Source organism: Mesorhizobium sp. C432A (assembly GCF_030323145.1).
Classification (GTDB): Bacteria; Pseudomonadota; Alphaproteobacteria; order Rhizobiales; family Rhizobiaceae; genus Mesorhizobium.
On record NZ_CP100470.1, the window covers coordinates 1,550,776 to 1,565,421 of the forward strand.

Annotated in this window: 13 protein-coding genes and 1 pseudogene; 12 read left to right on the forward strand and 2 right to left on the reverse strand. The window is 63.3% G+C overall.

Annotated features, from left to right (window positions below; translation table 11 throughout):
* Positions 1–406: 406 nt before the first annotated feature.
* Complete coding sequence (gene lepB / locus NLY33_RS07395; protein ID WP_032892998.1) at positions 407–1,153, forward strand: signal peptidase I; 747 nt, start codon at positions 407–409, stop codon at positions 1,151–1,153.
* A 28-nt stretch (positions 1,154–1,181) separates the two neighbouring features.
* On the opposite strand, the gene NLY33_RS07400 is transcribed toward lepB, so the two are convergent.
* Complete coding sequence (locus NLY33_RS07400; RefSeq protein ID WP_023704939.1) at positions 1,182–2,690, reverse strand: mannitol dehydrogenase family protein; 1,509 nt, start codon at positions 2,688–2,690, stop codon at positions 1,182–1,184.
* Between the two features lie 175 nt (positions 2,691–2,865).
* On the opposite strand from NLY33_RS07400, the gene uxaC reads away from it, so the two are divergent.
* From uxaC to NLY33_RS07450, 10 genes and pseudogenes are all read left to right on the forward strand, one after another.
* Complete coding sequence (uxaC, locus tag NLY33_RS07405) at positions 2,866–4,275, forward strand: glucuronate isomerase (protein WP_023708217.1); 1,410 nt, start codon at positions 2,866–2,868, stop codon at positions 4,273–4,275.
* 38 nt (positions 4,276–4,313) lie between these two features.
* Entirely contained in the window at positions 4,314–5,291 is a 978-nt protein-coding gene (locus NLY33_RS07410; protein WP_023684104.1) for a TRAP transporter substrate-binding protein, read from the forward strand.
* A gap of 70 nt (positions 5,292–5,361) precedes the next feature.
* Positions 5,362–5,925: a TRAP transporter small permease gene (locus tag NLY33_RS07415; RefSeq protein WP_023668678.1), complete on the forward strand. Its 564-nt coding sequence runs from the start codon at positions 5,362–5,364 to the stop codon at positions 5,923–5,925.
* A complete protein-coding gene (locus NLY33_RS07420; RefSeq protein WP_023704938.1) occupies positions 5,926–7,206 on the forward strand; it encodes a TRAP transporter large permease in 1,281 nt (426 codons plus the stop codon).
* Positions 7,207–7,229: 23 nt separating this feature from the next.
* Positions 7,230–8,006: a FadR/GntR family transcriptional regulator gene (locus NLY33_RS07425; RefSeq protein WP_023684107.1), complete on the forward strand. Its 777-nt coding sequence runs from the start codon at positions 7,230–7,232 to the stop codon at positions 8,004–8,006.
* A 20-nt stretch (positions 8,007–8,026) separates the two neighbouring features.
* The gene (gene kduI / locus NLY33_RS07430; protein ID WP_023704937.1) at positions 8,027–8,884 is read left to right on the forward strand and encodes a 5-dehydro-4-deoxy-D-glucuronate isomerase; all 858 of its coding nucleotides are present in this window, start codon (positions 8,027–8,029) and stop codon (positions 8,882–8,884) included.
* Positions 8,881–9,648, forward strand: a complete 768-nt coding sequence (gene kduD, locus NLY33_RS07435; RefSeq protein WP_023704936.1) for a 2-dehydro-3-deoxy-D-gluconate 5-dehydrogenase KduD — start codon at positions 8,881–8,883, stop codon at positions 9,646–9,648. Before kduI ends, kduD begins: the two co-directional genes overlap by 4 nt.
* A gap of 10 nt (positions 9,649–9,658) precedes the next feature.
* Positions 9,659–9,997, forward strand: a complete 339-nt coding sequence (locus tag NLY33_RS07440) for a cupin domain-containing protein (RefSeq protein ID WP_023684110.1) — start codon at positions 9,659–9,661, stop codon at positions 9,995–9,997.
* Between the two features lie 157 nt (positions 9,998–10,154).
* Positions 10,155–11,366 (forward strand): annotated as a pseudogene (locus NLY33_RS07445) (RecQ family ATP-dependent DNA helicase); the annotation flags it as partial.
* A 396-nt stretch (positions 11,367–11,762) separates the two neighbouring features.
* The gene (locus NLY33_RS07450; RefSeq protein ID WP_023668683.1) at positions 11,763–11,915 is read left to right on the forward strand and encodes a hypothetical protein; all 153 of its coding nucleotides are present in this window, start codon (positions 11,763–11,765) and stop codon (positions 11,913–11,915) included.
* A 740-nt stretch (positions 11,916–12,655) separates the two neighbouring features.
* Here NLY33_RS07450 and NLY33_RS07455 read toward each other — a convergent pair.
* Positions 12,656–13,594 (reverse strand): AraC family transcriptional regulator, encoded by a 939-nt coding sequence (locus NLY33_RS07455; protein WP_023704934.1) that lies wholly within the window; start codon positions 13,592–13,594, stop codon positions 12,656–12,658.
* A gap of 127 nt (positions 13,595–13,721) precedes the next feature.
* Between NLY33_RS07455 and NLY33_RS07460 the strand changes: the two genes are divergently transcribed.
* On the forward strand, positions 13,722–14,615 hold the full coding sequence (locus NLY33_RS07460; RefSeq protein ID WP_023704933.1) for an SDR family oxidoreductase: 894 nt from the start codon (positions 13,722–13,724) through the stop codon (positions 14,613–14,615).
* Positions 14,616–14,646: the final 31 nt, after the last annotated feature.

Below are 14,646 nucleotides of genomic sequence, written 5' to 3' on the forward strand. Positions count from 1 at the left end.
ATGATCAGATCGGGTGGCGGCATGCCGGCTGCCAGTCAGGGCGAGATGAGCTTGTATTAGGCGATGGCGCCGGCGGAACCGCGATTTGGCTGCGGCGGTACAGTCGGATCGGGGCTTGCCCCTGCTTTCTGGTTGTTCGACAGTCCAGCTGTCTATCGATTTGGGGTGGCCGATGACGGAACAGACAACGCAACCGGAAGCGGCCTCGCGATCCCGGTGGACGACGGCGCTGATCGCGGCCTTTGGCGGTCCGTTCGGCGGGTTCCTTTGGATCGGCGCCGGCCGACCGGCGGTTGCCAGCCTGGTGGTGATCAGCGCCATAAGCATTGCGCTGACATATGTGGGATTCCCGGTTCTGCCGGGGGTCGATCTCGCCTGGCTGGTGGATCTCTCCAGTTTAGGTCTCATGGTCCTGTGGGTAGCGCTCGTCGTGCCTTTCGCGTCACGATACAGACCGAACCGGTGGTATTCACACGGCCTTTCGGTGCTGCTGTTGGCCGTGCTGACCTCCTACGGAGCCGCGTTAGCGATCCGCACATTCCTCTTCCAGCCGTTTTCGACCCCGGCAGGCAGCATGACACCAACGCTGGAACTCGGCGACTATTTCTTCGTCTCGAAGTTTGCCTATGGTTACAGCCGCTACAGTGTTCCTCTTGGGCTGCTGCCCTTCGAAGGCCGGATCTTTGCCGCCGAGCCGAAGCGCGGAGATATTGTGGTGTTCAAATTTCCAGCGGATCCGAGCATCGACTACGTCAAGCGGGTCGTTGGACTGCCGGGCGACAAAATCCAGATGGTCGACGGAATCCTTCGCATCAATGGTGTGGCGGTCAAACTCGAGGATGTTGGTCCGTACAGCTCCGAGGACTCTCCCCAAAGCGCCAGACTGCAGCGTGAAACCCTCCCCAACGGCGTTTCCTATTCCGTCATCAGTCTTACGGACAATTCAATAACCGACAACACGCGGGTGTTCGACGTGCCCGAAGGCCACTATTTCGTGCTTGGCGACAACAGGGATAATTCCTCCGATAGCCGGCTCAGTGTCGGCTTCGTTCCTGCCGAAAACCTGGTCGGTAAGGCAGTGCGACTGTTCTGGAATTCGCAAGGCACGGAGTATTCGTCGCGGCAGAGGCTGGACGCTCCGGCGGGACAATAGGCTTGAAATGGGCGGTTCCGGACCAGCTTCAGCCTACGTTTGTCGGCTCCGGTATGCCGAGCGCTGAGAGCGCAAGCACGATCCCGCCTTGCAGGATATGCTCGCGATGAGCGGCGACCAGTTCGATCAGCGTCTGCCGCTCGGGCTTGCCGCTGGCGAAGCCGGCCCAGTCGAACACCGCCGCTACTCGTTCCAGCATCCGTCGTTCGTCGAGCGCCGCCAGCGCCGCGTCGAGCGGATCGGTAAAGTGGGCTTCCGGCAGGTCCTTGCCGCGCGCCTCGCAGGCGGCGATCCAGGCGGCGATCACCAGCGTCAGATGCTCCGGGACCAGGCCGGCCTGGATGCACTCGATGGCGGTAGCGACAATGCGCTGCGGCAATTTCTGGCTGCCGTCATTGGCGATCTGCGCGGTGCGGTGGGCCAGCGCGGTGTTGGAGAAACGTTCGGCAAGTTCGGCCGTATAGGCTGACGTGTCGAGCCCGGCATCCCCAGGCAATGTCGGGATGGCCTCGGCCCAGAGCCGGTCGACGAACGCGCGGATCGCGGGATCCGCGAAGGCGCGGTCGACGGTGACGTGGCCGCTGAGCAGGCCGATATAGGCGATGCCCGAATGGGCGCCGTTGAGCAGCCGAAGCTTCATGTCCTCGAACGGCCGGACATCCTCGACCATGGTGACGCCGAATTTCTCCCAGGCCGGGCGGCCGGCTGGAAACCTGTTTTCGATCACCCATTGCCGGAACGGTTCGGTCATCACCGGCCAGGCGTCCTCGAGGCCGAGTTCGACCGCGATGCGCGCCCGGTCGGCATCGGTGGTTGCCGGCACGATGCGGTCGACCATGCTCGATGGGAATGCAACGTCATCGGCTATATGACCGGCGAGGGCAGCGTCGCCTGAAGCAGCAGCGCCGGCATCGCGCAGTTTTGCAAACCCGACCAGCAGCCGGTGCAGCGTGGCGCCATTGGCCGGCAGGTTGTCGCAGCAAAGCACGGTGAAGGGCGGCGTGCCGGCGGCCCGGCGTCGCACCAGCGCTTCCGCCAGGAATCCATGCGCTGTCCTGGGAGATCCGGGATTGCCCAGATCGTGGACGATATCGGGATGGTTTTCGTCGAGGCTGCCGTCGGCGGCCCTGAGATAGGCCTTTTCGGTGATGGTCAGGGTGACGATGCGGGTGCGCGGGTCGGTCAGCGCGGCCAGCACCGCGCCGGGGTCTTCCGGCGCGACCAGCATCGACTGGATCGAGCCGATAATGTGCAGCGCTTCGCCATCGCTGCCGCGCACCGCCAGCGTGTAGAGCCCGTCCTGTGGCGTCAGCGCATCGCGCGTGTCGGGGCTGCGCAGCGAGACGCCGACAATGCCCCAGCCGGTCTCGCCGGCCGCTAGGCAGTCATCGACATAGGCGGCCTGATGGGCACGGTGGAAGGCTCCAACGCCGAGATGGACGATGCCTGGGGCGACACTGGCGCGATCATAGGCGGGGACGGCGACCGAGGCCGGCAAGGATTGCACTGTTGCGTTGGAAAGGCGTCTGCTGGTCATGGCGCGGCTTGTCGCTGGATGGTGTGCGGGGCGGGATCTGCTAGCGGCGTAACATCCGCTCTTCCGCCGCACAATGACCTGACGCCGGTTAAAAGTCATCATACAACAATCCAGTTTTTGTATGTTGACATTATTTCTTTCCAATCCTACCGATATCGCCCCTGGGAGGAACGACGTGGCGGGACTGACCGATCCGGATCTGCTTTTTGCCGCCGAAGGGCGCGCGCTGTCGATCGCGCGCGATCTCCATGCCGGCATCAAGGACCTGCCGATCATCAGCCCGCACGGCCACACCGATCCGCGTTGGTATGCGCTCAACGAGCCATTCCCCGATCCCGCGCAATTGCTGGTGGTGCCCGACCACTACATTTTCCGTATGCTGTTCAGCCAGGGCGTGCGGCTGGAAGATCTCGGCGTCCCGACCCTCGACGGCTCGCCGGTCGAGACCGATCCCAGGGCGATCTGGCGGCGCTTCGCCGAGCACTATTACCTCTTCCGCGGCACGCCGACGCGGTTGTGGCTCGACCATGTGCTCGAGCATCTGTTCGGCATCGAAGAGCCGCTCAACGCCAGCGCCGCTAGCCGCCATTACGACACCATCGCGGCGCTTTTGCAGCGCGACGATTATCGCCCACGCGCGCTGTTCGAGCGCTTCAACATCGAGGTCATCGCGACGACCGAGGGCGCACTCGACGATCTCCAATGGCACAAGACGATCCGCGACAGCGGCTGGCAGGGCCGCGTCATCACTGCCTACAGGCCGGATGCTGTCGTCGATCCCGACTTCGAAGGATTTTCGGCCAATCTCGATCGTCTGGGCGAGATCACCGGCTGCGACACCGGCACATGGGCCGGCTATCTCGACGCGCATCGCAATCGCCGCGCTTTCTTCAAAAGCTTCGGCGCAACCTCATCGGACCACGGCCATCCGACGGCCGAGACCGCCAATCTTTCCGATGCGGCGGCGGAAGAGCTGTTCAACCGCATCCGCCGCGGCTCGGACGACGAGCGCGAGCGCAAGCTGTTTCGCGCCCAGATGCTGACCGAGATGGCCAAGATGAGCCGCGACGACGGGCTGGTCATGCAGATCCATCCCGGCTCATGGCGCAACCATTCGCCCGGAATTCTTCAGAGATTCGGCCGCGACAAAGGCTTCGATATTCCGACCCGCACCGACTATGCCGCGGCGCTCAAACCCTTGCTCGACTGCGTCGGGCTGGAGCGCGACCTCTCCATCATTCTGTTCACGCTCGACGAGACCAGCTACGCGCGCGAACTGGCGCCGCTGGCCGGCGTCTATCCGGCGTTGAAGCTCGGGCCGGCCTGGTGGTTCCACGACAGTCCGGAAGGCATGCGCCGGTTCCGCGAGATGACCACCGAGACCGCCGGCTTCTACAACACCGTCGGCTTCAACGATGACACCCGTGCCTTTCCGTCGATTCCCGCCCGTCACGATGTGGCGCGCCGGGTTGACTGCGCCTTTCTCGCCCGTCTCGTCGCCGAGCACCGGCTGCGTGAGGACGAGGCGCATGAGCTGGCGCGGGAGCTTGCCTACACGCTTGCCAAGAAGGCGTACCGGCTGTGAGCCGGGCGCGTGGAATTTTAAAAGGGAGGAAGACAGTCATGTTGCATTTTTCAAAACTGATGGCAGCCACATTCGCCTTCGGCTCGCTGATGATCGGCGTTGCCGGCGCCCAGACCGTACTGCGCTCGGCCGACACCCATCCGGACGGGTATCCGACCGTCGAGGCGGTCAAATATCTCGGCGAGCTCATCAAGGAGCGCACCGCCGGCCGCTATTCGGTCGAGGTCTATCATTCGGCGCAGCTCGGCGAGGAAAAAGACACGATCGAGCAGACGCAGACCGGTGTCATCGATCTGAACCGCGTCTCGATGGGTCCGTTCAACGGCATCGTGCCGGAAACCGCGGTGCCGTCGCTGCCCTACATGTTCCGTTCGGTCGAGCACATGCGCCATGTCATGGACGGGCCGATCGGCGACGAGATCCTCAAGGCCTTCGAGACGCATGATCTGGTCGGCCTTGCCTTCTACGATTCCGGCGCCCGTTCCTTCTACAACACCAAGAAGGACATCACCTCGATCGCCGATCTGAAAGGCATGAAGTTCCGCGTCATCCAGTCCGACGTGTTCGTCGACATGGTCAACGCGCTTGGCGCAAACGCCACGCCGATGGCCTATGGCGAGGTCTATTCGGCGCTCGAAACCGGCGTCATCGACGGCGCCGAGAACAACTGGCCCAGCTTCGAATCCGCCAAGCACTACGAAGTCGCCAAGCACTATACCGTCGACCAGCACCAGATCGTGCCGGAAGTGCTGGTGATGTCGAAATCGAGCTGGGACAGACTGACGCCGGAAGACCAGGCGATCGTCAAGCAGGCGGCCAAGGATAGCGTCGTCAAGATGCGCGAATTGTGGGACGCGCAGGAGAAGAAGTCGCGAGAGATCGTCGAGAAGGCCGGCGTCAAGGTCAGCGAGATCGACAAGCAGCCGCTGATCGATGCGATGAAGCCGGTCTACGACAAGTATCTGAAGACGCCGGAGCTCAAGGACCTCGCGACGCGCATCCAGGCGACCAAGTGATTTTCTGGCGGGGCGGCATGGCGCCGCCCCGCCAATCGCTTTTAGGGGACGGAAAGACCGGGAGGATCGGATGACTGCGGGAACGGCCAGGAGCGGAGCGCCACCGCGCTTCAGCGCGGTGCTTTCGAAGATTTGCGACGGTGCGCTCTATCTCGCGGGCATCGGGATGGTCGCCATGACCGCGCTTGTTGCCTACCAGGTGTTTTCCCGCTTCGTGCTCAACGCGTCACCGAGCTGGACCGAAGTCACCGCCATCATGCTGATGAACTGGTTCATCTTCCTGGGCGCTGCCGTCGGCGTGCGCGAGAATTACCATATGGGCTTCGACGTGCTGCTCTATATCCTGCCCAAGGGCAGCAAATGGGCGCTGCGCACCCTGTCCGACCTGATCGCGTTCGGCTTCGGCTTCGGCATGGTCTGGTACGGCTGCAAGCTGGTCGGGCTGACCTGGCACACTGTCATCCCGGCGCTCGAACTTCCCGGCGGTTTCGACTATCTGCCGCTGGTTGCCGGCGGCTTTCTGATCTGCCTGTTCTCGGCCGAACGCATCGCGCTGCGCTGGTCCGGCGCCGACATCGACAAGGATATCAATCTCGAAGAAGTGCCGGAAATGCCGGCCGTGCAGGAGGCCTAGATGGAACTCTGGATCCTGTTTGGCGTCTTCACGCTTTTGATGTTTGCCGGCACGCCGATCGCCTTTTGCCTGGGTGCGGCGTCCTTCGCCACCGTGCTTTATCTCGGCCTGCCGCCCCTGGTGGTGTTCCAGCAATTGAAGTCGGGCATGTCGGCGTTCTCGCTGATGGCGATCCCGTTCTTCATCTTTGCCGGCGACCTGATGGTGCGCGGCGGCATCGCGCAGCGCATCGTTTCCTTTGCCGGCTCGCTGGTCGGTCATGTCCGCGGTGGGCTCGGTCAGGTCAACATCATCGCCGCGACGTTGTTCGGCGGCATTTCCGGCTCGGCTGTGGCGGAAGCCGCTGCCGTCGGCGGGCTGATGATCCCGCAGATGAAAGCGCGCGGCTACGGAGCCGACTATGCCGTCAACGTCACCTCGATGGCGGCGCTGATCGCGCTGCTTCTGCCGCCGTCGCAGAACATGATCATCTATTCGATCGCCGGCGGCGGCAAGATTTCGATCGCCGACCTGTTCACCGCCGGTATCCTGCCTGGTCTGCTGTTCGCCGCTTCGCTGATGGTCACCGCCTATTTCGTCGCCCGCAGCCGCGGCTACCCGGTCGAGGCTTTTCCCGGCTTCTCGCGTGTCGGCCAGCTGGCGGTCATCGCCATCCCCGGACTTCTGCTCATCGGGATCATCTTCGGCGGCGTTCGCTCGGGCATTTTCACGGCGACGGAAAGCTCCTGCATCGCCATCATCTACGCTTTGCTGGTCACCGTCTTCGTCTACCGGTCGATGGCCTGGGGCGATTTCGTCCATGCCACAAAGGGCGCGGTGCGCACGACCTCAATGGTGCTGCTGATCATCGGCACGGCGGCCTCGTTCAGCTGGCTGATGGCCTATCTCAAAGTGCCGGTGTTGCTGATCGCAGGCATGAACGCCATCTCCACCGATCCGCTGGTGGTGCTGCTTCTGCTCAACGTCTTGATGCTGCTGCTCGGCACCTTCATGGACATGGGGCCGATGATCATCATCTGCACGCCGATCTTCCTGCCGCTGGTCACCCATTACGGCGTCGACCCCGTGCATTTCGGCGTCATCACCATCCTCAATCTCGGCATTGGCCTCAACACGCCACCGGTCGGCACGGTGCAGTTCGTCGCCTGTGCCGTCGGCAAGATTACGGTCTGGGAAGCGATGCGCTCGATCTGGCCGTTCTATGGCGCGGGCATCCTGGTTCTGGGGCTGGTGACCTATATTCCGGCGATTTCGCTCTGGTTGCCGAGCGTGTTCAAATAGGCGTCTTCAAACAGGGGTGCGATATGGCATCGGATAGCGCTGTTGATCTCAGGGTCGAGAGAAAACCCAAACTGTCGGAGACCGTCGTTGCGGCGATCCGCAAGCAGTTGCAGGCGGGCGAGATCCTGCCCGGCCACAAATTGCCGACCGAGGGCCAGCTGACCGAGACCTTCGGCGTCAGCCGCACCGTCATCCGCGAAGCGCTGGCCAAGCTCGCCGCCGACGGGCTGGTCGAGGCGCGCCAGGGCGCAGGCGTGTTCGTCACCGAGCACATCTCAACGATGTTCGGCGCGCTCGCCGCCGACATGGGCAGCAAGGATTCCATCGCGCTCAATGTGCTCGAAGTGCGCCTGGCCGTCGAAATCGAATCGGCCGGGCTCGCCGCCATTCGCCGCAACGCCGCGCAGGAAGCAGCGATCCAGGAAGCGTTCTTCGAATTCGAACGGCTGCTTCTCAACAGCGAGCCGACCGGTCCGGCCGATCTCGCCTTCCACCGGGCAATCGCCAGCGCCACCAACAACCCGTTCTATGTCGAGATGCTCGATGTGCTCGGACGCCGCGCCATTCCCTGCGACGTGACCTCGCCCTGGTCGACGGAACTTGTGCAATCCGACAGCTATCAGCGCGGGCTGCAGCGCGAGCATCTGGTGATCCTGAATGCGATCACGTCAGGCGACGCCGAAGCCGCGCGCGAGGCGATGCGCACCCATCTCACCGCCAGCCAGCAGCGCTACCGCGAGCGCCTGCACGCCCGCCAGGTCTTTTATGCCGACTCGGTCAGGGCGACGGCATCCGAATAACCATTTCAGCCGGAGCAGTAATGTCTCAAAGTCACCCGCATACCGATTTCACCTCGCGTTTCGCCATCGACCCGGTTGCCGCGGCTTCTATGGGCACCGACGAACTGCGGCACAACTTCCATATTGACGACCTGTTCCAGCCGGGACGCGTCAGCCTGACCTATGCCCATTATGACCGCATGATCGTCGGCGGCGCCGTGCCGGAAGGGACAGCGCTGCCGCTGGAAGCGATCAAGCCAACGGGGACCAGGAATTTTCTCGACCGCCGCGAGCTGATCATCGTCAACATCGGCGGCGCCGGCTCGGTGACGGCAGATGGCGACACCCACCAGTTGCAGGCGCGCGACATGCTCTATCTAGGCATGGGCAGCACCGACGTGGCGTTCGCGTCGGCCGACAAGGCAGCGCCGGCCAAATTCTATCTGCTCAGCGCCCCGGCGCATCACGCCTATCCGAACCGGCTGATCCGCATCGGCGACGCCAAGCGGCTCGACCTCGGCAGCAAGGAAACCTGCAATGAGCGCTCGATCTTCCAGTTCATCCATGCCGATGGCGTCAAGACCTGCCAGCTGGTCGTCGGCATGACGCAGCTGGCGCCGGGCTCGGTGTGGAACACCATGCCTTGCCATGTGCATGACCGGCGCATGGAGGCCTATCTCTATTTCGACCTGCCGGAGACGGCGCGCGTCTTCCATTTCATGGGCGAGCCGGACGAAACCCGCCACATCGTCATGGCCAATGAGGAGGCAGTGCTGTCGCCCGGCTGGTCGATCCATTCAGGGGCAGGCACCTCGAATTATTCCTTCATCTGGGCGATGGCCGGCGACAATGTCGACTACACCGATGTCGACCCGGTGCCGCTGGGCGAACTGCGTTGAGCGGCCCTTCCTCCTTCAGCCTGGCCGGCAAGCGCGTCCTGGTCACCGGCGCAAACACCGGCATCGGCCAGGGCATCGCGGTCTCGATCGCGCGCGCCGGCGGCACCGTCATCGGTGTCGGCCGCTCGGCGATGGACGACACGGAAAGACAAGTCGCGGAAGCCGGCGGCCAGTTCGAGACTGTGCGGTGCGATCTCGCCGATCATGTTGCCGCCAAGGCCATGCTCGACCAGGTGTGGGAGAAGACCGGCCCGATCGACGGGCTGGTCAACAATGCCGGCATCATCCGCCGCGCCGATGCGGTCGATTTCTCGGAAACCGACTGGGACGACGTCGTCGACGTCAATCTGAAGACGCTGTTCTTTCTCAGCCAGGGTTTTGCCAGGCGCGTGCTGACCGACCCGAGGCGGCGCGGCAAGATCGTCAACATCGCCTCGGTGCTGAGTTTCCAGGGCGGCATCCGCGTCGCGTCCTATACCGCGTCGAAACATGGCGCGCTCGGCATAACCCGGCTGCTGGCCTGCGAATGGGCGGCAAAAGGCATCAACGTCAACGCCATTGCGCCCGGCTATATCGAAACCAACAACACCGAGGCGTTGCGCGCCGATCCCGACCGCAGTGCTGCCATCCTGGCGCGCATTCCGGCGGGACGTTGGGGCGGGCCGGAAGACATAGGCGATGCCGCCGTGTTCCTGCTGGCGCCAGCGTCCGACTATATGCATGGCGCGGTGGTTCCCGTGGACGGCGGCTGGCTGGCGCGATGAGGAGATGGTCATGATTGAAGCCAAGATTTTCGCACAGCCCGGCGAGAGCGCGTGGACGCCGACGCCGGACGGCAACAGGCGGCGCGTTCTCGTCTCCACCGATGAGCTGATGATGGTCGAGTTCGGCTTCGACAAGGGCGGCGTCGGCGCGCTGCATTCGCACCCGCATGTCCAGGCCAGCTATGTCGCCGAAGGCCGCTTCGAGGTGACCATCGACGGCCGCACCGCGACCATCGAGACCGGCGGCAGCTTCATCGTGCCGTCCAATCTGGTGCACGGCGTCAAGGCGCTGGAGGCCGGGCGCCTGGTCGACAGCTTTACCCCGCACCGCGCCGATTTCCTGGCCTGACCTTTTTCGGCAATTCCAGAAACAGGAAACCCGCGCCTCCTGGGGAGGCGCGGGCTGTTGCCTGTGCGCTCGTGGCGCAGCGGTACTCGAAACATCGCCGCAGGGTTGGACGGTGCCGCAACATGGTGAAGATAGGTTTAACGATGCCAATCAGGTCGACCGGCCCAACATCAAGCTTGCCATCGAGCCCAAGCAGGACAGCAAGCGGCAGTTGCTCAACTTCATCGAGCGCCATCAGGGGCGCAGCGGCATCGTCTACTGCCTGTCGCGCAAGAAGACCGAAGAGATGGCGGCATTCCTCGAAAAGAACGGCGTCCCCGCGCTCGCCTATCACGCCGGCATGAGCAAGGAGGCGCGTGATGCCAACCAGAACGCCTTCATGACGCTGTCGGGCGTCGTCATGGTGGCGACCATCGCCTTCGGCATGGGGATCGACAAGCCTGATGTCGCGTATGTCTTCCACACCGACCTGCCGGGCAGCCTCGAGGCCTATTACCAGGAAATCGGCCGCGCCGGTCGCGACGGCCGGGCGGCGGAGGCGCATATGCTTTACGGCCTTGGCGACATCCGCATGCGCCGCATGTTCATCGACGACGAGGACGCCGCTGTCGAACACAAGCGCCGCTCGCATGGCCGGCTCGATACGCTGATCGGCTATTGCGAGACGGCCGAGTGCCGCCGCCAGGTGCTGCTCGGTTATTTCGGTGAAGAGGCGGTCCCTTGCGGCAATTGCGACAATTGCCTGGAACAGGCGCCGCGCGCCGACGGCACCTCCGAGGCGCGCCTCATCCTGGCGGCGGTGGCGCAGAGCGGCGAGCGCTTCGGCGCCGGCCATGTCATCGACATCCTGATCGGCCACGAGACTGAAAAGATCGCGGCAAGGGGGCATCACAGGCTGGCAGCCTTCGGCAATGGCGCCGCGCACAAGAAGGATTTTTGGCAATCTATGATTCGCCAGCTGGTCGCGAACGGTTTCCTGATGCCGGACCCGGCCGGCCATGGCGGGTTGGCCATCGCGGACAAGGGCCACGCACTCGGCCGGGACGAGGTGCCGTTCCAGTATCGGGTCGAGATGCGCACGCGCGCCGCGCGCCGCGCGGCTCGCGCCGGGCAGAGCCCCCAGAGCGAAAATGTAGATGCGTCGCTGCTCGCGGCGCTCAAGACGCTGCGGCTGCGTCTGGCCAAGGAACGCCAGGTGCCGGCCTATGTGGTGTTTTCGGATCGTACACTGATCGACATGGCCGAGCGTCGTCCGCAAGACCTCGACGATTTTGCCGGGGTGAATGGCGTCGGCGCCGCCAAACTCAAGGAGTTCGGCAAGGCTTTTGTGAGCGCCATTGCCGCGCACCTTTCCGAGACGCCAGGCTGAAAGGGTTTTGCTGGACCAAAGCCCGATCCGGCATCAGTACGCCTTCAACTTGCCCGCCCGCTTATCCTTTCATTTTGGCGCTACCCTGCCGTAGGGGAATGGCCTTCTAAATTGTATGGAACCGTGACGACAACACACATTCCTGAATCTATGCGGTCGATTCTTCGGATGTAGCCGTGACTATGGAAACCCGCTGTTGCGCGCGGATGGCGGTTTTCTCGGCCTTGGAGACGCTACCTCGGCAGCCGCTATCCGCTGACCCGAATGGTATGATTCAGACCATCTTTGTTGTTGAAAACCCGCTTTCGACGGGAGTATAAAACTCGAGGTTACCATTGCTTTTCGTATAGAGGCTGTGGTGGAAACGTGGGTCCAATCCGCAAAGCATTGCCTTGCGTGGAAGTGGTCGAAGCCGGCGGCGGATGGTCCGTTCCTGTGGCCAAGGAAGACCAGGAAATTACCCGATCATTCGTGATTGAACCGTTTGCGCTGTCCTATGCTGAGGGCCAGCGGATACGCCTGCATCTCGACAAGTTCGTTCGTCTGTAGAGAGGCTAAGCCCGATGAAAGACCGGTGGGAACCTGACCACCAGTTCATTGAAAGCGCCCGCCGTAGCCAGCTCCGAGCGGAGAGCCAACTGGACTCCCTGCAATCGACCATCGCCGAAACGCGACGCGTCCTAGAGGCTTCACGGAAGCTCTTGGAAAAGATAGGGAATGGCCGGTGCAGGTTGGGCATGCTTGTGGGGCTTCACCGCACCGGCCACTGCGGGAAGATATGAGGCCCCCCGCGCCGCCTAAGATATAGGCATATTAGCAATCGCGCAATTAACCCTATTGCGCTACCCAGCCGTAGAGGCAAGGAAATCGGAGAAGTTGGTGCCGGTTAACCGCCAGCACGCGAGCAAGTCATTCTGAAAGCATGAAAAACGCGATTTTGCTCGTGCCAATTGAGCGTCTGAAATCTAGTTCCTCCTGCCGATTATCCCTAAGTTAACTGGAATACTTATATCCCCGAAGGGTTGCGAATCAGTCGATTGTCAAGCGCATGCCATGGAGCAAGCAAGGGATCGATTTGAGCAGAAGGGCCGCAGCGGTCGAAGCGCGCTGGGAAATCCGAGCGGCTTCGGCAATTGTCCGCTCTGGCTCGCCCGCTACAACTCGACTCGCGCAGTGTGGACGGAATCACCGGCCATGTGGACGAGAACAATCTGGCGATGTCGTTCACCGAGTTTCGTTCGCGCTACAGCCTCTAAGGGCAAGGTAATCAAGGCGCTCGGATCGCCGCCTCAGGCGGCTTCGCGTTCGGCCTGCGCAGTCGGGTCCGGCTCCTGGCGGCTGTACTGCCGCGGCGAACAGCCCATGACGCGCTTGAATGCCGTGCTGAAGGCGCTTTCGGATTCGTAGCCGAGCGCCAGGGCGATGACGGAAACCGGATCGCCGGAATGCATCAGCCTGTCGCCGGCCAGCATCATGCGCCAGCGCGTCAGATAATCCAGGGGTGAGGCCCCGACCGTCTGCTTGAATCTGAGCGCAAAAGTCGATCGCGACATGCCGGCGCGCTCCGCCAGTTGCTGCAATGTCCAGCCATGCGCCGGGTCCTCGTGCATGGCGCCGATCGCCGCGCCGATCTGCCTGTCGGTGAGTGCGAACAGCCAGCCGACATTGCCTTGCGCGGTCATATGCAGGCGCAAGGCCTCGATCAGGATCATGTGGGCGAGGTGCTCGACGATGAGAAAGCCGCCGGGACGCCGCTGGCGCAATTCCTGCATCATCCGCTCCACCGGCCAGCGAAGCGCCGAATGGTCGCTCTCGCCGCGGATGTGGACGATGGGCGGCAGCATCCGCAACAGGATGCCGGCATGGTCGCCGGACAGCGTGAAGCGACTGCTGACCAGGAGGAAATCGCCGCCGCCATTATGGACGGTGATGCCGCCGGTCCGCGCCGGTGAAAAGATCGTTCGCGCATCGACCGTCGGCAGGCCGAGATCGCTGGCAAGGCGGAAAGGCCGGCAGCGCGGCAACAGGAAGCAGTCGCCCACGTCCAGCCGCACCGCGTCAGGGACGCCCTCGACCGACAGCCAGCATCGGCCGGACACCACGGCGCCGCATTTGATGGCGGCCTGCTGGTCAGGGAACTGGATCGCCCAGTCGCCACCGGTTTCCAGCCCAGCCGACAGGTAATTGCGCGGCTTCAGTAGCGACAGCACGTCTGACAGCGGATCCATGAGCGTTCTCGGACGATTGCGAAGATATCTCGGATTTTACAGTATAGATCGTATGATCGCAACCTTCTATCTCCTTCGGCAACGGGCTGCCTGTACGGCCTTCGCCGAAAACCAAGGAGAAATGATCATGCGTGTGTTCGTTACCGGGGCTACCGGTTTTGTCGGTTCGGCTGTTGTGCGGGAATTGCTCGGGGCGGGCCATCAGGTGCTTGGCCTCGCGCGGTCGGAAGCAGGTGCGGAGTCGATCGTGGCCGCGGGCGCCGAGGCGCATCGCGGCGATATCGAGGATTTCGAGAGCCTGCGCAGCGGCGCTGCCCAATCGGATGGCGTCATCCACACGGCCTTCAACCACGACTTTTCGAGATTCGCCGCCAGTTGCGCAGTTGACCAGCGCGCCATCGAAACGCTCGGCGCGGCGCTCGAGGGTTCCGAGCGGCCGCTGCTTGTCACCTCCGGACTCGCCGGTTTTGCTCAGGGAAGGCCGGCAACCGAAGACGACAAACCTGCGCCTCCATCGGTCTCCATGCCGCGCGCTTCGGAAGCAACGGCCGTGGCGCTCGCAGCGCGCGGGGTGCGCGCATCGACGGTGCGGCTGGCGCCGACCGTCCATGGCGAGGGCGATCACGGTTTCGTGCCGATGCTGATTGCCATTGCGCGTGAAAAGGGCGTCTCGGCCTATGTCGGCGACGGCGCAAATCGCTGGGCGGCGGTGCACCGGTTCGACGCCGCCACCCTGTACAGGCTGGCGCTGGAGAAGGGGGCGGGCGGCGTCAGCTATCATGCGGTTGCCGAACAGGGCGTGGCGAGCAAAGAGATCGCCGAGATCATCGGCCGCCGGCTCGGCCTGCCGGTCGTTTCCATAGGCCCCGAGGAGGCGGCTGCGCATTTCGGCTTTCTCGGGCATTTCATCGGCAGGGACTTGTCGGCGTCAAGTGAGCAGACCCGCACTGCGCTGGGATGGCAGCCGACCGGGCTTGGGCTCATCGCCGATCTCGACCGTCCCGGCTATTTCGAGGCCTGATCAGGCCGGCCAGTCGCGTTGCATTGCACGA

Coding starts and splice junctions, on each gene's coding strand:
- lepB (WP_032892998.1), top strand. CDS start 407: ATGGTCCTGTGGGTAGCGCTCGTCGTGCCTTTCGCGTCACGATACAGA.
- NLY33_RS07400 (WP_023704939.1), bottom strand. CDS start 2,690: ATGACCAGCAGACGCCTTTCCAACGCAACAGTGCAATCCTTGCCGGCC.
- NLY33_RS07410 (WP_023684104.1), top strand. CDS start 4,314: ATGTTGCATTTTTCAAAACTGATGGCAGCCACATTCGCCTTCGGCTCG.
- NLY33_RS07415 (WP_023668678.1), top strand. CDS start 5,362: ATGACTGCGGGAACGGCCAGGAGCGGAGCGCCACCGCGCTTCAGCGCG.
- NLY33_RS07420 (WP_023704938.1), top strand. CDS start 5,926: ATGGAACTCTGGATCCTGTTTGGCGTCTTCACGCTTTTGATGTTTGCC.
- NLY33_RS07425 (WP_023684107.1), top strand. CDS start 7,230: ATGGCATCGGATAGCGCTGTTGATCTCAGGGTCGAGAGAAAACCCAAA.
- kduI (WP_023704937.1), top strand. CDS start 8,027: ATGTCTCAAAGTCACCCGCATACCGATTTCACCTCGCGTTTCGCCATC.
- NLY33_RS07440 (WP_023684110.1), top strand. CDS start 9,659: ATGATTGAAGCCAAGATTTTCGCACAGCCCGGCGAGAGCGCGTGGACG.
- NLY33_RS07455 (WP_023704934.1), bottom strand. CDS start 13,594: ATGGATCCGCTGTCAGACGTGCTGTCGCTACTGAAGCCGCGCAATTAC.
- NLY33_RS07460 (WP_023704933.1), top strand. CDS start 13,722: ATGCGTGTGTTCGTTACCGGGGCTACCGGTTTTGTCGGTTCGGCTGTT.